Genomic DNA, 19,889 nt, shown 5'->3' with positions numbered 1-19,889 from the left:
GTGCGGGTCCGGGTCAAATTCCGGTACGACCCTGTCACCGGCGAGGTGGTGATGTTCCAGGTCGAGGACGTGTCCACCGGCCCTCAGGAGGCCGACCACAACGCCCGCCACGACCGGATCACATCCGAAATCGCAGGCTTGGTCGAACGCGGCGCGCAGATCGTCGAGCTCGCCCCCGGCCAACTCCCCGACCGATTGATCGGACCCACCGAGACACCCGAAACCGAGGACGAACAACGGGAACGGGGTCGCGATGGTTGATGCCATGTCGTGCCCGAAGGTGGCGCTCTGTCATGAGCTGCGTGTCACCTTGTGCCGGAGGGCGGCGCTCTGCTGCGGGGACGGGGTCGTGATTGATGCCACCCTGTGCCGGAAGCGGGGGTCGTGATGGTTGATGCCACGCTGTACCGGAAGGCGGCGCTTTGCTATGAGCAGGCCAGGCATTGGGAGGATGCGGCGCGTTGCTATCGCGCGGCCGGTATCCCGTTGCGCGCCGCCGCGCTGCACGAGCAGATCGGCAGGTACGACGAAGCCGCCACGGACTACCTGGCGGCCGACGAGTTCGAGATCGCAGGCTGGCTGCGGGTTCACCACCTGAACCAGCCGGAACCGGCCAGGGAGGCGGTCGAGGCCGCTGAGGACGGTGCTCGCCGCGCGCTGGTGCTGGCTCGGTGCGATCTGGCCGAGCATCGCCCGTTCGAGCTGGTCGTGCCAGCGCTTGACCTGGTCAGAGCGGATCTCGCCGATCCGATCAACGTTCCGTTCCCGCATCGGGAGCTGGAACGGTGGGCGGTCGCGGTGGCGGAGCTGGCGGGCAGGTTCGACCAGGTCGCGCTGATCTTCGCGGCCGCGGTCAGGGGCGGACGGCACAACGCGGGGGAACGCTGGACCGACTGGGCCAAGCGGGTGCTCGCCACTCCGCTGGTGATCCCCGAAAGGTAGACGCGATGGCAGGGCGGTTCCCTCGGGTGGGGTTTCAGATGAGCGGTTGTCCTTTGGCAACGGCGCGGATGGGGTCGTCCTCGGGTGGGGATTCGGATGAGTGATTGTCCTTTGGCAACGGCGCGGATGCGGGTCGTCCTCGGGCGGGGATTCGGATGAGTGGTTGTCCTTGAGCAGGGGCGCGGATGGGTGGTTTCCGTCGGGCGGGAATTCAGACAAGCGGTTGTCCTTGGTAGAGGACGTGGAAGGGCGGTTTCCTTTGGGCGGAGGTTTGGAAGGGTCGTCGCGGCCTGAGCTTGTGGTGCGCTTCGGGGCCGCGACCACGGCGTTGATGTTCGCGGCGCAGTTGCACCGTTCGGACGATCTTGCCGGGATGGGCTTCCTGCGCGCGGACAACGCCTGGTGGGTGCGGGTGGATCTGTCCCTTGACGTGGTCAGGGAGGCGGCGCTCAGCTGTGGTGGGCGAGTGCACGTGACGTATGCCGGGCAGCTCGTCCCAGACCGCGGCTGGGGCGAGCCGCCCACCGAGGGCGTCGGACTGGAGCTGTCATCCCTCACCGAGACGCCACTCGTCGAGGCCGTCAGGATCGCCGGGTTGGTCAAGACGCCGCCGACGCCGGTGTCCCAGGTCACGATCGTGGTTCCGGGGCTGCGGCTGGCGGAGCTGATCCGGCGCGCGCTGGACCTGAACCTGACAGTCACCTACCAGCGGGTCGATCTCACACCGCTGTTCGAAGCCGGGGACGGCGATCGAGCTCACGCTCCGGGTGGCGGGCCTGGGCGATCCGGGTACGCCGGCACCCAATCGCACGCTTCGGGTGGCCGATCCGGGTACGCCAGGGGCAGTGACCGAGTTCACCCTTCGGGCGGTGGGCCTAGGCAATCCGCGTATGTCAGAGACGTCGATCAAGCGCATGCTCCGAGCGGCGGGTCTGGCCGATCCGGGTATGTCGTGGATCTGGTGGCGGGTGCGGGGAGCGTCTCGCCGTCCCTGGTCGCGGCGCTGGAACGAGACCCGTTCGTGCTGGTCTGTCGCAGGGTGCGGGACCGGCTTCTGATCCAGCACCGCCACGCGTCACCGCTTCCTGATCGGGTCCTCGCTGCTCTCGTCGACCACGGCGTCTGGGTGCTGGCCGCCGACGGGTACGGCTGCGCCCGCCTCACTGCCCACGGCGAGCCGCAGCCGGGAACCGCGTTCGTACGCTCGCCCGTCGACCGGCCCCTGCAACCGCTGGAATCCCTCCCTGAATGGCCTGACGCGGTGCCGGAGCCGCCCACCCTGACCGTGGTTCCCGCCAGGGCGCACGGCCAGAAGATCGACGCGGTGCTGCTCAGCGACGAGGGACTGGCCGCCTTGCCCTTGGTGCTGGAGGGCTTGCCCCTCGCTGAGACCGCCCAGCTCACGCTCGGCCGTGACCGCCACCTGCTGACCGCCACCGGCGGCGTGCTGGAGGACCTGCCGGTAGGGGAGCCGCTGCGTTGCGTCGGACCCGGCCAGCTCTACCTTCCGCTCGGCTTCCGGCTCAAGCCCCGGCTCCCACCCGCGGCACGCAGGGCCCTGTTCCCGACCGACCAGGGCGACGCGATCGTGCTGACCGCGAACGCCTGCTACGCGTTCCTGCTCAGGACCGCCGTACCCGTCTGGCAGTTGTGGGCGGGCGAACCGCTTGAGGTCGATGTACAGCTACCACCCGAGATGGAGCGTTCGCTACGTCTGATCGACGATGGGCTGACCCCTCCGGAACGCACCCGGCGAGTCGGTTTCCTCCCCAGCCTGAGCCGCCCTCGCCGGTCTGGACCCCGCGGGATCAGGCGGGAGCCGATGGAACGCGGCTCCTGGCAGGACCAGGCCTGGGCCTTGGAATCCGACGGCCAACTGATCCGGGCCGCCGAACTCCACAACCGCCACAACCAGCCACTCCAGGCCGCCCGCCTGTACGAACGAGCCGCCGAACTAGAAGAAGGCTGAGCCCGACGCCGCAGCCCGGCTAAGCGGAATCTGGGTTTGCTGTCATCGAATTTTCAGATCCGAGGTGAAGGGTGGTCGCTACCAAACGGAGGAGGGCACATGCACGATCACGACCGAGGACTCGCGTTCGATCTTTCCCGCTTGATGGGCCGCCGAGGGATGCTCGGCCTAGTCGGCGGCGCAGTGCTGGTCGGCGCAGTGGGCTGCTCCGAACCCGAACAGAACACGTCCACCCAGACAACCGGCCAGCCAGCGAGCGGCCAATCGCAGGAAGAGATTCCCGACGAGACCGCCGGCCCTTATCCAGGGGACGGATCCAACGGACCCAACGCGCTGACCCAGAGCGGCGTCGTCCGCCAGGACATCCGATCGAGCTTCGGCTCCGCATCGGGGACAGCCCAAGGAATTCCCCTGGTCGTGGAACTCAACATCATCAACGCGGGAGCGGCATACGCGGGCGCCGCCGTCTACCTATGGCACTGCGACCGCGAAGGCAGATACTCGATGTACTCCGAAGGCATCACCGAGGAGAACTACCTCCGCGGCGTCCAGGAGGCCACCCCAGCCGGCCTGATCCGCTTCACCACAATCTTCCCCGGCGCCTACTCCGGCCGCTGGCCACACATCCACTTCGAGGTGTACGGCAACCTCACCGAAGCAACCACCGCCTCAGACCCCGTAAAAACCACCCAACTGGCATTCCCGCAGGAAGCCTGCAGCGAGGTATACGCAACTCCCGGCTACGAACAGAGCGTCACCAACCTGGCAGGCTCCTCGCTAGAAAACGACAACGTATTCAGCGACGGCTACACAACCCAACTCGCCACCGTCACCGGCAACACCACAAACGGCTACACGGCCAAACTCGACGTACACGTCTAAAGCCCGGGCAGGGGTCGCCGTGGATGAGGTCATGGTGGCCGATGGGGTCGAGCCGGTCGAGCAGGTCGGCGAGTTCGGTTTCGGCGCTCAACACCGTGCCACTGCCACTCCTGGCCCCGATACCCCGAGAACCCACAGGATGCCGCCACTGTTGGTGTCGGTGCGGCGAGAAATAACGCCTGCGTGAACGGCGCCGGGTGACGGCGAGTGACTTGGCGACCTGTTCACGCTGTTGGATGCTCCAGGACGCTCGTTCAGGTTCAAGGACACTCGACGTTCGGGCCGAAGACACTCAACCGGATGCCGCTGGTGGCGCCGGTGCGGCGAGAAGTATCACCTGCGTGAACGGCGCCGGATAACGGCGAGTCACCTGGCGACCTGCTTATTCTGTTGGGTGGTCTATGGGGTGGCGTAGCCGGGGATTGATGGCCAGCGGACGGTCATGACGACGGATTCTTCTTCGGCGTGCCAGGAATGGTCGACGTTCTTGCCCCAGAGGACGTAGCCGCCCTGCTTGGACAGGAGGACGGTCTGGCCGGGGAGTTCTACCCGGAATCGGCCGCTGATCAGGATGAGTAGGGCGGTGCGGTGTTCGCCGGTCACCCATTGGGCGCGTTCGTCACCGGCGGGGTGGATACCCCATTTGATCTCGACGTCTTCGCTGTGCCGTACGTCGTCGGGGGATTTGAAGTGGCCCAAGAGCCAGCCTCGGTCGGTTGCCGCGTCCACGTTCGCGTTGCCTACGTACACGTTCACGGGCGATCACGGTAGCAATTGGGCCGGCGCCGCGTGGCGCCGACCCGGTGATGGTGTTGTCAGGGCATCGGGTGGGCGAGGAAGTAGTCCCAGCTGATGCCGGTGGCGTCGGGGCCGGCGGGGTCGCCGTAGAGACTGCAGGAGCAGCCGCCGGGGTAGCTGTGCCCGGCGCCGTTGATCATGTATTGGTCGACGATGGGCTGACCGGTGTTGTTGTGGTAGGTGAGTTTGGTGTAGCTGCGCCCGCCTGGAACCTGCCCGTTGTCTGTGACGTCGGGTGTGGTGTCCGTGCCGGCGACGGTGGCCCATTGCCCGGCGATGCGGTAGGCGGTGGAGGGTGCCACGGCTGGGTCGACGGTGCCCTGGAAGATCGCGACCGGGACGGTGCGGGCACGGCTTCCCATTTCGCGTAGTGCGGCTTGGCCGGATTGCTGCGGGGTGGTGATCTGCAGCGGGTCGCATTGGTATTCGCAGCCGGCGACGAAGCTGGCGGCCGCGTAGACGTCGGAATAGGCGACGGCCATGATGTTGGCCATGACGCCTCCGGCGGAGATGCCGGTGACGTAGACGCGGCTGCGGTTGATGCCGTACTGGCCGCTGACGCGGTTGGTGATGCCGGCGATGATGGCCGGCTCGCCGCGACCGCGGTGCTGGTTGCCGGACAGGATCCAGTTCCAGCAGCCGGCGGGGTTGGCGAAGTTGTTCTGGTCGGGGAAGACGACGGCGAACCCTTCCTGTTCGGCTTTGGCGCTCCAGCCGGACAGGAGGTCGAAGCCGACGTCGTTCTCGGTGCAGCCGTGCAGGGCGACCACGAGTGGCAGTGGCGTGCCAGGACGGTACGACGAGGGCAGGTAGCCGTGGTAGTCGCGGACGCCGAATACCGACACGTAGACACCGTGGAACAACGTTCCGCCGGCGGCCTGTGCGGGCATGGCGAGGGTTGCCGCTGCGGTGGCGCCGGCGATGACGCAGGCAGCCAGTGCACGCCACCACCGGGCAGAGGTGAGTGCCATGTTCCGCTCCTTACGAACGATCGGTTGTTCGGCAAGCATCAGAGTGAGTCGCGACCGTGTCAAGATGACGACGAAGTTTCGTCAGCGTGAAGTGCTTGAGTCTTGACGTTTCTTTCCTACGACATGAGACTGTGGCAAACAGTCGTTCGTTAGGGAGCTGCTATGGATGTGTTGACGGGACGGGAGGCGCGCGGCCGCGTCGCCGGTGACGGTGTGGAGCTGGCGTTCGGGTTCTGGCCGGGCCGGGGCAAGCCGGTGGTGGCCTTACACGGGATCACGGCGTCGTACGTCAACTTCGTCGGCATCGCCGAAAGGCTGGCCGGGCGGCGCCCGCTGCTGGCCCTGGACCTGCGTGGGCGCGGGGACAGCGACAAGCCGGATGGCCAGTACGGCATGGCACAGCACGCCCGAGATGTCGCCGCGGCGATGGACGCCTTCGACCTCGATGACTGTGTGATCATCGGTCATTCGATGGGCGCCTTCGTGGCCGCGGCGTTGGCAGCCGAGCACCCGGGGAAGGCGGCCGGGGTGATGCTCGTCGACGGCGGACTGCCGCTGCCGGCGCCACCCGGGGTGGATCTGGTCGCGCTGCTGGACACGGTGCTCGGGCCGCAACTGGCCCGGTTGCGGCAGCAGTTTCCCAGCCGGGAGTCCTATTTCGACTTCTGGCGGCCGCTTCCGGCATTCCCGGCGGCGGCGTGGGGGCCGTGGGTGGAGGCCTATCTGGACTACGACCTGGGCGGCACCGAGCCACAGCTCATGCCGAAGGCCGCGGAGGCCGCGGTGCGTGGTGACTATCTGGACACACTCGACGCCGAGGCACTGCGGGAACGCCTGTCGGCCATCAAGGCACCGGTGCTGATGCTCTCCGCGCAGGAAGGCTTCTATCCAGGACAGCCGCCGCTGTACGGCGAGCCGGTGGTTTCAGCGGAAAGCGCGGCGGTGACCCGTTTCGAGCATCAGCTGGTGCCGGACACGACGCACTACACGATCGCGCTGGCCGATCCCGGCGCCACCATCTGCGCGGACGCGCTGGTGGAGTTCGCCGGCCGCTGCGGCAAGTGATCCGGCCATGATGGACATTCCGCTCAACATCTGGACCTTGTTCGCGTCGGCGCAACGGCATTACGGCGACGTCGACATCGTCACCAGCCACGCCGACGGCTCCAGCCACCGCTACACCTACGCTGATTTCGCGCAGCGGTCACAGCAACTGATGCGCGCTCTGGACAGCCTTGGCCTGCCGGCGGATGCGGTTGTGGGGTCGCTGGCGTGGAACACCTACCGGCATCTGGAGGCCTATTTCGGTGTCCCGGGCAGCGGTCGTGTCCTGCATACCCTCAATCTGCGGTTGTCGGCGCAGGAACTCGCGGCGGTGATCGACCATGGCGGTGACGTGGCGATCCTGGCCGACCCTGAGTTGATTCCGTTGCTGGAAGACGCCTACGCGGCCGGCGGGCTGCGCAAGGTCGAGCACGTCATCGTGCTGGCCGGGGAGGCGCCGGACGCCGACCTGCCGGGCCTGCTGGCGTACGAGCCGCTGATCGCCGACCAGCCGCGGCAGTACCCGCGCACGCCGTGGGCCGAAGACCGGCCGCTGGGCATCTGCCACACCTCCGGCACCACCGGCCACCCCAAAGGTGTCGTCTATACGCACCGGTCGACGGTGCTGCACGCCCTCGGTGTCGCCTCCGGCGCCGGGTTCAGCCTCGGGCCCGGCGACTGTGTGCTGCCGGTTGTGCCGATGTTTCACGGCAACGCCTGGGGTGTTCCGTACGCGGCGGCCATGGTCGGGGCCAAGCAGGTCTTCGCCGCCGGGCCGTTCACCGCGCAGCGCGTCATCGGGCTTCTTCGCGAGGAACAGGTCACTGTCACCGCGGGTGTGCCGACGATCTGGATCGACGTCGCCGCGCACCTGGACGGCCCGAAGCCGTTGCCTGATCTGCGGCACATCATTTCCGGCGGAGCGCAGCCGCCCCGGTCGCTGATCGCCCGGTACCGGGCCGACTTCGGGATACCGATCCTGCAGGCGTGGGGGATGACCGAGACCTCACCGCTGGCAAGCGTCGCCTGGCCCAAACATCATCTGCGCGGTCTTCCCGACGACGAGTTCATCGAGCAGGCCGCGTCGCAGGCAGGGCTGCCGGTACCCACCGTCGAGCTCGTCATCCGCGATGGCGACGGAGCGGACGTCGACTGGGACGGCACCCAGGTCGGCGACCTGTATGTGCGTGGACCCTGGGTCGCCGACGGCTACCTGCACGGCGATGGCGCGGACCAGTTCCACGGCGGCTGGTTTCACACCGGAGACGTCGCCGTCGGCTCGCCTGGCGGTTACTTCCGGATAGCGGACCGCACCAAAGACCTCATCAAGTCCGGTGGCGAATGGATCTCCTCGGTTGACATGGAAGCCGCGCTGATGTCCCACCCGGACATCGCGGAGGCAGCCGTGATCGCCATCCCGGATGCCAAGTGGCTGGAGCGGCCTTTGGCCTGTGTGGTCACCCGCGGCGTACTGACCCTGGAGCAGATCCACGAGCACCTGATGTCCCATGGCTTCGCCCGCTGGCAGCTGCCGGACCGCGTGGAGTTCCTGGATCAGGTTCCCCGCACCAGCGTGGGCAAGTTCGACAAGAAGGTGCTGCGCGCACGGTTTCCCGCCTGAGGTGGGGCATACGAACGAACGGTTGGCAGGTGGTGTTATCGGCGCAACATGTTCCGTGCGAGGCCGGCGTACTGGGCGGCCAGATCATCGATGGTGATGCCCAGCTCAGGGTTCCACCATTCGGCGACCCGGATACCCATGGCACCGATCGCGGCAACCCCGATCAGCGGGTCCACCTCGGCGCTGAAATCGCCGAGCTGCTGGCCGCGGTTGATCACATCCATGAACAGCCGCTCGGACTCCAAGCGGATGCCGGTGACCTCATCGCGGGCGGCGCCTTCAAGGGCGCCGAGTTCGCGATTGGAAACCCTGGCCAGCAGCGGGTATTCGGCGTGCATCCGCACGTGGGCCCGGGTGAGAGCGGCGATCTGGTCGCCTGGGTCGGCGCCGCATTCCAGCAGCGCCTGGCGCAGCCGGTCACGATGCTCGGCGTGCCCGAGGCGCAGCAGCTCGGCGAGCAGGTCCGCCTTCGCCGGGACGTGGGAGTAGATGGAACTCGGGTGAATGCCGACACCGGAGGCCAGGTCCCGCACCGAGACGGCGTGATAGCCGCGGGCGGCGAACTGGCGCACCGCCTCCTCCTGGATCCGGCGCAGCGTTCCGGCCGCTTTGGCACGCGGCGGAAGCAGCCCTCCCGCGCCTTGCGCGGGCGGCCCGGCCGCGCTGATCTCGGTCAGCAGCCGGTCGGTGTCGGCCGGTTTCGCGGTACGGCGCCTGCGACTGCCAGCGGCCTGTTCCGTCACACCCGTACTCCTTCGATCTGATCTGCCCGCTCCACCTTGACACACCGTTGGAGGCGGCATCAAACTCGGCAGCCAAACGATCGTTCGTATGTAACTCTTTGGGAAAGGGCCGGACATCATATGAGCCGCACCTATTTACCGGGCCGCAGGGCGGCCGTGGCCGCCCTGCTCGCCGTGACCGCGGGATGCACGAGCCCAGACGCCGCACCGCAGCCTGACGCACCGGTCAAGTTCGGGCTGATCTCCACCACGTCCGGGCCGCTCGCCGCGTACGGACAGCAGTATCTGCAGGGCTTCGAGGCCGGCCTGCAGTACGCCACGAAGGGCACGGGCAAGGTCGGTGACCGCATGATCGAGGTCACCCAGGTCGACGACGGCGGCGACCCGGCCAAGGCGGTCGCCGCAGCCAAAGACCTGGCCGGTAAAGGCGTCAAAATCATTGGCGGATCGACGTCGTCGGCCACCGCGCTGCAGGTCGCCACGGTGGCCGCACAGAACAAGATCCTCAATTTGTCCGGGCCCGCGGCCGCGGATGCGATCACCGGAGTGAACCGGTACACCTTCCGTACGGGCCGGCAGACGTTCCAGGACATCGCCTCAGCCCAGTCCTACCTTTCGGCAGCCTCCGGCAAGAACGTGGTGGTCTTCGCTCAGGACAACACGTTCGGCCAGGGCAACCTCGCCGCCGTCAAAGCGGTGATGGGCGCCTCCGGCGCCACGGTCGGCAGTGTTCTGGTGCCTGAAGCCACCACCGAATTCACCCCGTTCGCCATCAAAGCCAAAGAGACCAAGCCGGATCTGCTGTTCGTCGCGTGGGCCGGCACGACAGCCACCGCGATGTGGCAGTCACTGCAGCAGCAAGACGTGCTGTCCGCCACCACGGTGGTGACCGGGCTCGACGCACCGCAGACCTGGCCGGCGTTCGGGCCCGCCGGCGCGGAGATCTCCTTTGTGGCGCACTGGGTCGACGGCGCCGCCGACAATCCCGCCGCCACCGCGCTCAAGGCCGCACAGGGCAACACTCCGGGCGGAGTGTTCGGGCCGGACGGGTTCAACCTCGCGCTCATGCTGGTACGGGCCATCGAACAGGGCGGTGGCGACGACCCGGAGAAAATGATCGCCAGCCTGGAGGGGTGGTCGTTCGACAGCGTCGCCGGCAACTTGACGGTCCGAGCGGCCGACCACGCGCTGCTTCAGCCCGCGTTCCAGGTCAAACTCACCGGCACCGCGGAGGCGTACACCGCGCAGATTCTCAAAACCCTGTCGGCGCAGGAATGCGCCCCGCCCGTCACCGCGATGAAGGGCTGACCCGTGACCGGCACCGCACCGCTTCTGAGCATGCGCCGACTGTCCTGGTCGGTCGGCGGCATGTCCATTGTCGACGACGTCAGTCTGGACGTGGCGGCGGGTGAGTTCGTCGGGGTGATCGGCCCCAACGGCGCCGGGAAGACGTCGCTGTTCAATCTGCTCACCGGCCTGTGCAAACCCGTAGCCGGAAGGATCATGCTGGCGGGGCGTGACATCACCGGTCTCGCGCCACACCGCCGGGCCCGGCTGGGGCTGGGCCGCTCCTTCCAAGCCTCGGCCATCTTCGCCTCGATGACCGTGCACGCCAACGTGCAGCTGGCGTTGCAGGCCGCGGCCGGCGGCCTGAGGTCCCTGCGCCGCACCAGCGACGACCGGATCCTGCACGTGCTCAGCGACGTGGGGTTGTCGATGCTCGCGACCCGTCCGGCCGGTCTGCTGTCACACGGCGACAAGCGCAAACTGGAGATTGCGATGCTGCTGGCGGCGGCCCCCGCCGTGCTGCTGCTGGACGAACCGCTGGCCGGCGTCGCGACCGCCGACATCGACAGCCTCACCGAGGTCATCGCCGGCCTGGCCGCCGGCGACAGCGCGCGCGCCGTTCTCATGGTCGAACACGACCTCGACGTCCTGCTTGGACTGTCCACGCGGGTCGCGGTCATGCACCAAGGGGCCCTGCTGGCCGACGGCAGCACCGCCGAGGTGATGGCCGATCCGGCCGTCCAGCGCGCGTATCTCGGGGCTGCCACATGACCGGATCCCTGCTGCGGGTGCGTGACCTGTCGGTGCGCGCAGGCAGCCTGCAGTTGCTCCATGACATCAGTTTCGACGTCGCGGGCCAGGGCACCACCGTCATCCTCGGCCGCAACGGCGCCGGGAAGACCACCACCTTGCGCGCGATTCTCGGCCAGCTCCGCAGCTCCGGAAGCGTCTGTTTCGCCGGCCAGGAGGTGGCGAACATGCCCACACATGCCCTGGTGCGCATGGGCATCGGCTACGTGCCCGAAGACCGGCGCGTGTTTCCCGGCCTGACGGTGGCCGAGAACCTGCGCCTGGCCGAACGGGACCGGCCCGACTACGACCGCGTCCACACCCTGTTCCCGGATCTAGCGCACCGGGGCAAACAGCGCGCCGGCACTCTGTCCGGTGGACAGCAGCAGATGTTGTCGCTGGCTCGCGCGCTGCTCAACGACAACCGGCTGCTGGTCATCGACGAGCCGACCAAAGGACTCTCCCCCGCCGTGGTCACCACGGTCACCGCCGCGCTGGCGGCCGTGGCGCGAACCGTTCCGGTCCTGCTGGTGGAACAGAACCTGCAGGTGGTGTCCGAGCTGGCCCACGGCGCGGTGGTCGTCAACGCCGGCCGGGTGGCCTGGACCGGGAACACGCGTGCGCTCCTGCACGATGCGCACCTGACCCGAACCCTGCTGGGCGTGGCGGCATGACCACCATCGTGCTGCTCGCCGTTACCGGCCTGGGGCTGGCGGCCCTGTACTTTCTGGCCGCCAGCGGCCTGACCCTCGTCTTCGGACTGGCCGATGTCCTCAACCTCGCCCACGGCCTGCTGGTATCCGTGGGTGCGTACACCGCCTGGGTGACGGCGACAAGCCTTGGTGGCAGCCACCCGTCCACCCGGGACATCGCCATAGCCGTCGTCGCCGGCACGGCCGCCGGGGCGCTGGTGGCCACCGTGGTCGAGGTGACCATGATCCGGCCGCTGTACCAGCGCACCTTCGAGCAGATCCTCGTCACCGTGGGTCTGTCGCTGGCCGGTGTCGCGCTGCTGCAAATCGTGTGGGGCACCCAACCGCTGACCTTTCCCAAACCGGCCTGGACCGCCACCGTCAGCACCATTGCCGGGATGGCCGTTCCCAATCACAGCCTCATCCTCATCACCGCCGCCGCCGCTGTCCTGATCGGGCTGACGCTGTTTCTGCGGCACACCCGCATCGGCCTGATCGTGCGTGCCGGGGTGCAGGACCGGGAAATGGTGATCGCCCTCGGTGTCAACGTGCGGACCGCGTTCACCGTCGTGTTCGCCATCGGCGGCGCCGCCGCGGCGCTCGGCGGCGCGCTCGGCGGCATCTACTTCGGGGCCATCGACCCGTCCCAAGGCGCGGCGCTGCTCATCTTCGCCATCGGCGTCGTCATCATCGGCGGCAAAGGATCCATCACCGGGACCGCCGTCGCCGCAACCGTCGTGGGCCTGCTGCAGCAGTTCGTCAACTACTACGCCGCCGCCGGGGTGGGCGACTTGTGCGTCATCGCTTTGCTGGCCGCGGTGGTACTGGTCCGTCCACAGGGTCTGGCCGGAGGGAAAACCGCGTGAAATCCCTGCCGTACCGCGCATGGCCTGCTGCCGTAGCGGCCGTCCTGGCGGTCCTTCCGTTCTCCGCGGTCGATGTCCCGGTGCTTTTCGACGGGCCGTTCGCCCAGCCGGGAACGCTGCAACTGCTGGCCATGTGCTTGATCTTCGCCGGGGTGGTGCAAAGCTACGACCTGCAATTCGGCCGTAGCGGCTTGATGTCGTTCGGTCATGCCCTGTACTTCGCCGCGGGTGCCTACCCCACCTGCGTACTCGTGCGCGCCGGATGGCCACTGTGGCAAGCCGCGGCAGCCGCGCTCTGTGCGGGAACGCTGCTCGCGGTGGTGCTCGGGGCGATCGCCCTGCACACCGAGGGCATCGGCTTCGCCATGGTCACCCTCGCCTTCGCCCAGGCCGGAACCCTCACCATCAGCCTCAACCCCGCTGGTCTCACCGGCGGCGACGAAGGCCTCGCCCTCAACGGTCCCGGTCTTCCCGCCTGGCTGACCGGTGTCACCAACACCGCCAACCTGTACTGGCTCGCGTTGGCCTACGTGTGCGCCGCCGTGGCCGTCGTCTGGCTTCTCATGGCCTCACCGGCCGGGCGGATCATCACTGGCGTCCGGGACGACGCCCGCCGGGTCTCCGTTCTCGGCCTGAACTCCTACGTGGTCAAGCTTTCCATGTTCACCCTGTCCGGTGTGCTGGCCGCAGCCGGCGGCATCGTCTACGTGCTGACCACAGGAGGGGTGTCGCCGCACGTCGCCTCGACCGCGTTCACCCTTACTCTGCTGGTCATGGTCGTGATCGGCGGGCCGGGGACCCGCTGGGGACCCGTGCTCGGCGCCGTCGTCTACACCTACCTCGACCAGCGCCTCACCGCCGTCTCCGGTGCGGTCTCGGTCTCGCCTGGCACGCCGGGATGGCTGGCCGGCCTGCTGTCACAACCCTTGCTGCTGCTTGGAATCGTGTTCATCCTGCTGGTCTACTTCGCGCCAGGAGGACTCTCCGCGCTGCGGCCACGGCTGGATATCACTTCGCCCGGCCATTTCCAGAAGGCGCGGCGCCGGTGATCTTCTCTTTACCGGCGGGTACGGCCTGCTTCTGACCACGTTCTCGCCTGTTGCGGGCGGGAACGGCCAGCTGCTCCTCGACCGGCATTCTGGTCACAGTGAGGTGCACGCTGCCGCGGTTGTTCCCGTAGAAACCCCAGGCGTCGTTGGCGAAGGCGTACAGATACCCGCTCCTGGTCACCCGGCAGGAGGCGCCGGCGCCGATGGCGATGCGCTCGTGGGCCCTGTACTCACCGTCGACCGCTATCGCATCGTTGGCGACGACGCCGGCCAGCGACATCCATGGCATGTCCTCCTCCCGGCGCGTGCCGATGAAGTCGACCATCTTGTTCCGCGTCACCAGCCGGAACAGCTTCTCGGCCTGACCCAGCAGCGTGCCCACGAGCCGGAGCCGCTCCACCAGCGGATTGAAGCGGCGCGGACCTGTGGTGCCGGCGGGACCGGACAGGATGGCGGCGTCGCGCCACTGCCCCTCAGCCGTGAAGCGATAGTCGCCGGCTTCGAGGTAGAGCCCCGTCTCGTTCCACGGCTCGTGGGCGAGCACCTCGACCGTCCTGCTCTGCCCTGGAGCGAGCACCTGGGTAGGCCGGTAGGGCCCGCTCGTGATAGGCGGGTTCTGGTATCGGTCGTATACCGACTGGTGGATCAGGGGGGTTGTCGCGTCCGGGTCGATTCTGGGCACGGCACGCGGCCGTGGCTGCAGGAAGATCTCCAGCACCGGCTCGAGCTGCGGGTCGATCAGAGGTTCAAGCACGCCGACCACGCCATGGTCGTCGTCGTGCAGAACGTCGAGCGGATTGGGAGTGATCTGGTCTTCCACGGTCGTCTTGTAGAAACCGATCCCGACCGCCTCGCGCGCTTCGTCGATCATCCACCGCAGCGCGCTGTCGCTCAGCCCTCGCTGAAGATGACCGCCACCGACGTCCATATGGCTGCCGGGGAACCACACCTGCTTGACGACCTGTTCCGTCCCGTACGGCTCCGACCAGAGCGCGGGCGTATAGGGACTGCGGCGCTCGTCCATGGCCACGGCGTGGCGGCCGTGCTTGATATACGGGTTGAGCCGCACGTCGTGAAAGTCGTGCCGATGCAGCGGGTCCAGCAGGCTGAGCCAGCCCATGTAGGCCGGAATACCGAGGGCGCCGACGGTTTCCCACACCCCGATGAAATGGATGGGGATCTGGTGGCAGTCGTCCGGGTCCCAGCGGAAGGTGAGCCCGTTCCGCCATTCCCGGCCCTGGGGGTCGCGTTTTCTCTGCCGGTACCCGCGGTTGTACAGATCTTCGATCTGCGGCCAGAGCCTGGCCGGGTCCATCTTGGTGGTGTCGATCAGCCCGCACGCCGAGATCATCCCGGCGAGGCTCCGGGCCGTGTAGGCGCCGCGGCTGAATCCGAACAGTGAGATGCGGTCCCCTGGGGTGTATCGCATGGTCAGCCAGAGGTAGGCGTCCATCACGTTGTCGGACAGGCCAAGCCCGACAGCTCCGCCCAGCAGCCTGTTGCGCAGAGCGCCCACGCCGGGCTGGTAGTAGGCCGATTGGCGGCCTCCGTCGACGCCTGTCTCGGTGAGGGCGTTGTACAGCCGGCAAACATTGGTGACCGACTCGATCTCCGGAGAATTCCAGGTACCGTCACAGCACACGATGAGATGGGTCATGGTTCCCCCGCGATCCGCCGGAGCCTCGTCGAGGCCGTGATCGTACGATTACCGGTCGTGGTTCCATGGAAACTCACCACGAATTCAAGGTTGGGGTTCTTCCCTAGAGGCGAGGGTTCCTTGTGGGCACGTTCCCAGGTCCGGGGTCCCGCGGCGCCAGTCCCGGCGCATCATGTGCACGTTGTACCGTCGCGCGATTGACGATGTCGGAGTGCACGGGTGCCCGCAGCGTCACCTTGGGGCTTGCAGGCCGCTTCCCATCAGGCGGACACCGCCCGGTCGAACCGGGCGATCATCTCGTTCGCTGGTCGACCGCCGGCTGGCTGTTCAGGCATGCGCAGGAGGCCGACGAGCGAGCCCCGGGCCGGGGCCTGGGCCGCCTGCGGCCGCCCAGGCAGGCGGATTGGACGGATCCGTCACGCCGAATCCGTCCGGCAACGACGCGCGGGGTGGTTATGCGAGGCGGATTGAGCCCTTCTTGACGGTGATTCGCTTCTTGGGGAGGGGCTTGGTGGCGGGGCCTTGGACGACGTGGCCGTCGGTGATGGCGAACTTGCTGCCGTGGCAGGGGCAGTTGATGGTGCGGCCGCTGACGCTTGCGATGGTGCAGCCCTGGTGGGTGCACTTGGCGGTGAAGCAGCGGAAGACGTCCTTGCTGGGCTGGGTTACCACGTATCTGGTCTTCTTGACTTTGATGATCTTTCCGCCGCGGAGCGGGATGTTCTTGGTCTTGGCCAGGAAGGCGCCCCGCGCGGCTTCGGTTTCGGTGTCGGCGGTCGCGGGTCTGACGAGCGCGACGGCTGAAGTGAGCGCGGCGGTGAGACCGCCGGTGATGCTGCGGAAGATGAACTTGCGGCGGGAAGTTCCCGGTTCCTCCATGGAAGTGCCCTTCTGATCGCACGAACACGGATGCCCCCGTACGGGTGAACGGACGCCGGGATGATGTGGTTCATAGTGGTTTGAGGCGAAGGCGCAGAGTGGTCTCCGGGGTGTCGGCGACGGTGAGGGTGCCGCCGTGGGCATGGGCGATGTCGCGGGCGATCGCCAGACCGAGCCCGGCGCCACCGGCGTCGCGGTCGCGGGCCTCGTCGAGCCGGGTGAAGCGATCGAAAATGGATTCGCGGTGTTCTGGGGGGATGCCCGGGCCGTCGTCGATGATGTCGAGGGTGGCGTCGGGGGTGACGCGTACGGTGATCGCCGATTCGGCGTGACGGAGGGCGTTGCTGAGGAGGTTGGTGATCACGCGGGTGAGGTGCGCGGGGGAGGCGTTCACGAGCACATCGGGCGCTATGTCCAGAAATATCGGGATCGGGGGGCGGGTTGCCTCTCCCGTGGCTGGTTGGCCGGTGTCTTCTGCGCGTCCCCGATCTCGGCGATACGGTCCGTGGTGGAGGGCCTCTTCCGTGCCTGGTTGGCCGGGTGCGGCTATCGGCTCGGCCGCGAGCCTGAGGTGGAGGGCCTCTTCTGTGGCTGGTTGGCCGGGTGCGGCCGTCGGCTTGGTCGCGAGCGCCGACTTGAGGCGGAGGGTCTCTTCTGTGGCCAGCTGGCCCAGGTCGACCTCTTGGGTGCGCAAGGGTTCGCCGGCGTCCAGGCGGGACAATAGCAACAGGTCAGTGGCCAGGGTCTGGAGTCGGGCCACATCGGTCAGGGATTCGCGGGCCAGTTCGGGTGCGGCGCGTTCGCCCAGCTCAAGGCGGGTGCGCAGGGTGGCTATCGGGCTTCGTAGCTCGTGCGCGGCGTCGGCGACGAATCGTTTGTGGTGTCCGACCGCGGTTTCGAGACGGTCAAGCGTGGCGTTGACCGTACAAGCTAGGGCGTTGATCTCGTCGCGGCCGCTGGGCACCGGAACCCGTTGGTGCAGGTCGCGTGCCGTTATATCGGCGAGTTTGGCGGTAATTCCAGATACGGGAACCAGAGCTTTGCTCATGAAGAGCCAGGTCAGCACGGCTACCAGGATCAGCAGGGCCGGAATTCCGAAGATCAGCAGTGTTCGAAGGGCGGTGAGGGCGCGTTCGGCGGGCTCCAGCGAGGCTCTCCCGTGGATCACCAGCGTCCCGGACTTGGTGGCCACCGTCTCCGCGACGACGACGTAGCCCTCTTCGGCCCACGCCTTGCCAGTCGTCCCCGCCCGCAGAACCTGCACGTCCGGATCGAGCACCGCACTGAGAGATCCCTCCCCGGGGGTGGTGATCGTGGTGAAAGGTTCCGTTACGCCGTAGAGGGGCAACGCCGGAGCCGCGGCCACCGACAGACGCCCCGCCGCACTCGTCGCCCGCATCTCCGCCTGGTCAGTCGCGCTTCGCTCCAAACTCCCCCGCAACACCCCATTCAGCACGGACGCCGCCCCCGCCAGTGCCACCGCGACCACCAAGGTCGCCACCACAGTCGCCCGAACCCGCAACGACCACCCCCCAACCAGCCCTTTCACCGACCACCCACTGACCAGCTCTTTCGCCGATCGCCGTGGGATCAGCCCGGTCACCGGCCATCGTGGGACTGGCCACTTCACCGGCCTCTTCATCGGCCGGCCTCCAGCCGGTAGCCGGCGCCTCGCACCGTCGTCAGGGTGGTACGCCCGAAGGGTGCGTCGATTTTGCGGCGAAGCGCACTGACATACACCTCGATGATGCTGGGGTCACCGTCATAGGCGAAATCCCAGGCCTGAGCGAGGAGCTCCGCTTTTGAGACGACTTCCCCTGGTCGGCGCGCGAGTGCGTGCAACACGGCGAACTCCTTGGGAGTGAGCGGAATCGTGGTGTCCCCCCGGCGGCACGTGAGGCTCGCGGGATCCACAACCAGATCCCCGACAGTGAGCGCAGCCGGACGTTCCCGGCCACCCCGGCGGATCAGGGCACGCAGCCGCGCCAGGAGCACGACGTACGAAAAGGGCTTGGAGAGAAAGTCGTCAGCCCCGGTGTCGAGGGCCTCGGCTTCGTCGTATTCGCCGTCTTTGGCGGTGAGCATCATGATGGGCGTCCAGTTCTCCGCATCGCGGAGCCGCCGGCACACGGCATACCCGTTGAGACGCGGCAACATCACATCCAGCACGATCGCGTCATAGGGATTCTCACCGGCCAGCCAGAGACCTTCTATCCCATCGTTGGCGATATCAACAGCGAACCCCTCCTCAGCCAGCCCGGTCTTCATCAGGTCGGCCAACCGCCGCTCATCTTCCACCAACAGCACGCGCATGCGCTTCAGCGTGCCCGACCCCACCTAAAGTCAGGCTGAAGATCACTTCAGGCGCCTTAAGCTCCATTTCAGGTACGACCCGCGAATGTGGACCCACCCAATCAGAAGGAGTCCGCATGCGCCCGAAACGCGTGCTCATCGTGAGCGCCCTGGCGATCGCCCTCGCCACCACCCTCACCGGTGCCGCCAACGCCAGCGAACCCACCGAACCCACCCCCGACTCGATCTCCATCGCGGCCTGCGGCGAAGGCAAGATCGTCGTCATGCAGCTCAAGGACGGAAGGGTCTTCGTCAACGGCGAAGAAGTCGAAGCCGTCCCCGCCACCAAGGCGATCCCCGCCCTGCCCGGCGATGCCGCACCGAGTACCCTCCCCGGCTCAGTGGACTTGGCCGTCCCCTCCGGCGCCCCAGACGCACCGGACGGATCCCCCCAATTCACCGTGACCACCGAGGCCGGCGCCGTACACGTGAGCGGCAAGGCCACCCGAACCCTCGAAGCCGGCTCGACCGAACTCCCCCCGCCACCCCCCGGCGCGATAACCCACGCCACCACCTGCGCGGAACCAGCCCAGCCCTCCACAAAGTAGCCAGCCAGCCGGGTTTCTCGCCGTTATCCGGCGCCGTTTACGTCTGAGCCGCTTCCCACCGCTCCGGCGCCAAAAGGGCTTGGCCATGGCGACCGCCCATCCGGCAAGCGCTCGTACCACATCAAGGTACGGCCGGTTTCGCTAACCGGCCGTACCTGGAGATAGAGGTCTACGGCTTCTTGCCGGGGACCTCGTCAGTCCGCTTGCTCGGCTTTTCGCCCATGGAACCCATGGATTCAGCTGTCTCGCCGACCTTGCTCTTCGCCTCGTCCGCGCTGCTCTTCATCACTTCCGCCCAATGCTGGGCATTCCTGCGATACATCACGAACCCGGCTGCTCCCACCGCAAGCCCTGCGAAAAGGATCATTGTCGGCCAGGAGCGTGACTTCACCTTCATCGGTGTCGGTTCCACCCGACGCGCCGCCTGCGCGAGCAACATGCTCAGGCGTGGCGCGAGTTGATCCTCGACCGAGTGGGCCGCATGGTCTAGCTTGGGTGCTGCCCAGAAACGGGCATCTTCCAATCGGTGGTACGCGCCCTCGCGGGCGCTGCTGGCCATCGGGCCGACCCTGTCGGCAGCCCGCACGGCCTGGGCCTTCATGCGGCCCGACCACGTCGTTGGTATCACCATTTCGACGCGGCGTCTTCTGAGATTTAGGGACACGGCAAACCTCCCCTGTGGTTGGGGCCCCGTTGCGTCCCCTTCCCGCCTGACTAGCCCTCAATCCTGGCCGGGCTCCGCCGGGAGCCTCGATACCCTGTCATCGGACAATGAACACCGAGACCGGAACAATCACCGA

20 protein-coding genes are annotated in these 19,889 nt (G+C 67.4%); 12 read left to right on the top strand and 8 right to left on the bottom strand.

The window, feature by feature from the left end; genetic code table 11:
* The 4 genes from Aple_RS32335 (at position 1) to Aple_RS32320 (ending at position 3,793) form a co-directional block, all read left to right on the top strand.
* On the top strand, positions 1–261 hold the full coding sequence (locus Aple_RS32335; RefSeq protein WP_155348515.1) for a hypothetical protein: 261 nt from the start codon (positions 1–3) through the stop codon (positions 259–261).
* Positions 262–387: 126 nt separating this feature from the next.
* The gene (locus tag Aple_RS32330; protein WP_155348514.1) at positions 388–942 is read left to right on the top strand and encodes a hypothetical protein; all 555 of its coding nucleotides are present in this window, start codon (positions 388–390) and stop codon (positions 940–942) included.
* A gap of 298 nt (positions 943–1,240) precedes the next feature.
* Entirely contained in the window at positions 1,241–2,911 is a 1,671-nt protein-coding gene (locus Aple_RS32325) for a DUF8588 domain-containing protein (RefSeq protein WP_155348513.1), read from the top strand.
* Positions 2,912–3,010: 99 nt separating this feature from the next.
* Complete coding sequence (locus Aple_RS32320) at positions 3,011–3,793, top strand: dioxygenase family protein (RefSeq protein ID WP_155348512.1); 783 nt, start codon at positions 3,011–3,013, stop codon at positions 3,791–3,793.
* Positions 3,794–4,192: 399 nt separating this feature from the next.
* Here Aple_RS32320 and Aple_RS32310 read toward each other — a convergent pair whose 3' ends face one another.
* Both Aple_RS32310 and Aple_RS32305 read right to left on the bottom strand, forming a co-directional pair.
* Complete coding sequence (locus tag Aple_RS32310; protein WP_218038600.1) at positions 4,193–4,543, bottom strand: cupin domain-containing protein; 351 nt, start codon at positions 4,541–4,543, stop codon at positions 4,193–4,195.
* Positions 4,544–4,608: 65 nt separating this feature from the next.
* Positions 4,609–5,562, bottom strand: a complete 954-nt coding sequence (locus Aple_RS32305; RefSeq protein WP_170321760.1) for an extracellular catalytic domain type 1 short-chain-length polyhydroxyalkanoate depolymerase — start codon at positions 5,560–5,562, stop codon at positions 4,609–4,611.
* Between the two features lie 162 nt (positions 5,563–5,724).
* Here Aple_RS32305 and Aple_RS32300 point away from each other — a divergent pair, with 162 nt between their 5' ends.
* On the top strand, positions 5,725–6,627 hold the full coding sequence (locus tag Aple_RS32300) for an alpha/beta hydrolase (protein WP_155348508.1): 903 nt from the start codon (positions 5,725–5,727) through the stop codon (positions 6,625–6,627).
* A 7-nt stretch (positions 6,628–6,634) separates the two neighbouring features.
* Positions 6,635–8,227 (top strand): long-chain-fatty-acid--CoA ligase, encoded by a 1,593-nt coding sequence (locus Aple_RS32295; protein ID WP_155348507.1) that lies wholly within the window; start codon positions 6,635–6,637, stop codon positions 8,225–8,227.
* A gap of 35 nt (positions 8,228–8,262) precedes the next feature.
* On the opposite strand, the gene Aple_RS32290 is transcribed toward Aple_RS32295, so the two are convergent.
* Complete coding sequence (locus Aple_RS32290; protein ID WP_170321759.1) at positions 8,263–8,970, bottom strand: TetR/AcrR family transcriptional regulator; 708 nt, start codon at positions 8,968–8,970, stop codon at positions 8,263–8,265.
* A 120-nt stretch (positions 8,971–9,090) separates the two neighbouring features.
* On the opposite strand from Aple_RS32290, the gene Aple_RS32285 reads away from it, so the two are divergent.
* Genes Aple_RS32285 through Aple_RS32265 form a run of 5 tightly spaced genes read left to right on the top strand, consistent with a single transcriptional unit; the run spans position 9,091 to position 13,653 of the window.
* Positions 9,091–10,278: a substrate-binding domain-containing protein gene (locus Aple_RS32285; RefSeq protein ID WP_155348505.1), complete on the top strand. Its 1,188-nt coding sequence runs from the start codon at positions 9,091–9,093 to the stop codon at positions 10,276–10,278.
* A gap of 3 nt (positions 10,279–10,281) precedes the next feature.
* The gene (locus tag Aple_RS32280; protein ID WP_246264933.1) at positions 10,282–11,028 is read left to right on the top strand and encodes an ABC transporter ATP-binding protein; all 747 of its coding nucleotides are present in this window, start codon (positions 10,282–10,284) and stop codon (positions 11,026–11,028) included.
* Complete coding sequence (locus Aple_RS32275; RefSeq protein ID WP_155348504.1) at positions 11,025–11,720, top strand: ABC transporter ATP-binding protein; 696 nt, start codon at positions 11,025–11,027, stop codon at positions 11,718–11,720. The genes Aple_RS32280 and Aple_RS32275 overlap by 4 nt, the downstream gene beginning before the upstream one ends.
* On the top strand, positions 11,717–12,604 hold the full coding sequence (locus Aple_RS32270; protein WP_155348503.1) for a branched-chain amino acid ABC transporter permease: 888 nt from the start codon (positions 11,717–11,719) through the stop codon (positions 12,602–12,604). The genes Aple_RS32275 and Aple_RS32270 overlap by 4 nt, the downstream gene beginning before the upstream one ends.
* On the top strand, positions 12,601–13,653 hold the full coding sequence (locus tag Aple_RS32265; RefSeq protein ID WP_218038591.1) for a branched-chain amino acid ABC transporter permease: 1,053 nt from the start codon (positions 12,601–12,603) through the stop codon (positions 13,651–13,653). Before Aple_RS32270 ends, Aple_RS32265 begins: the two co-directional genes overlap by 4 nt.
* Here Aple_RS32265 and Aple_RS32260 read toward each other — a convergent pair.
* The 4 genes from Aple_RS32260 to Aple_RS32245 all read right to left on the bottom strand — a co-directional run bounded on the left by Aple_RS32260 (position 13,613) and on the right by Aple_RS32245 (position 18,502).
* Complete coding sequence (locus Aple_RS32260; RefSeq protein WP_155348502.1) at positions 13,613–15,310, bottom strand: T6SS phospholipase effector Tle1-like catalytic domain-containing protein; 1,698 nt, start codon at positions 15,308–15,310, stop codon at positions 13,613–13,615. The genes Aple_RS32265 and Aple_RS32260 overlap by 41 nt on opposite strands.
* Before the next feature lie 453 nt (positions 15,311–15,763).
* Complete coding sequence (locus Aple_RS32255; RefSeq protein ID WP_155348501.1) at positions 15,764–16,189, bottom strand: Rieske (2Fe-2S) protein; 426 nt, start codon at positions 16,187–16,189, stop codon at positions 15,764–15,766.
* A 70-nt stretch (positions 16,190–16,259) separates the two neighbouring features.
* On the bottom strand, positions 16,260–17,690 hold the full coding sequence (locus Aple_RS32250) for a sensor histidine kinase (RefSeq protein ID WP_170321757.1): 1,431 nt from the start codon (positions 17,688–17,690) through the stop codon (positions 16,260–16,262).
* Between the two features lie 137 nt (positions 17,691–17,827).
* Positions 17,828–18,502 carry a response regulator transcription factor gene (locus tag Aple_RS32245; protein ID WP_155348499.1) on the bottom strand — a complete coding sequence of 225 codons (675 nt, stop codon included), beginning with the start codon at positions 18,500–18,502 and terminating at the stop codon, positions 17,828–17,830.
* A 116-nt stretch (positions 18,503–18,618) separates the two neighbouring features.
* Between Aple_RS32245 and Aple_RS55745 the strand changes: the two genes are divergently transcribed.
* Positions 18,619–19,089 carry a hypothetical protein gene (locus tag Aple_RS55745; RefSeq protein ID WP_155348498.1) on the top strand — a complete coding sequence of 157 codons (471 nt, stop codon included), beginning with the start codon at positions 18,619–18,621 and terminating at the stop codon, positions 19,087–19,089.
* A gap of 169 nt (positions 19,090–19,258) precedes the next feature.
* Here the strand turns inward: Aple_RS55745 and Aple_RS32235 are convergent, their stop codons facing one another.
* Positions 19,259–19,690, bottom strand: a complete 432-nt coding sequence (locus tag Aple_RS32235; protein ID WP_155348497.1) for a hypothetical protein — start codon at positions 19,688–19,690, stop codon at positions 19,259–19,261.
* Positions 19,691–19,889 lie beyond the last annotated feature (199 nt).

This window comes from Acrocarpospora pleiomorpha, from assembly GCF_009687885.1.
GTDB lineage: Bacteria > Actinomycetota > Actinomycetes > Streptosporangiales > Streptosporangiaceae > Acrocarpospora > Acrocarpospora pleiomorpha.
Note: the sequence above shows the minus strand (reverse complement) of the source record. Positions and strands in the feature narration are given on the sequence as shown.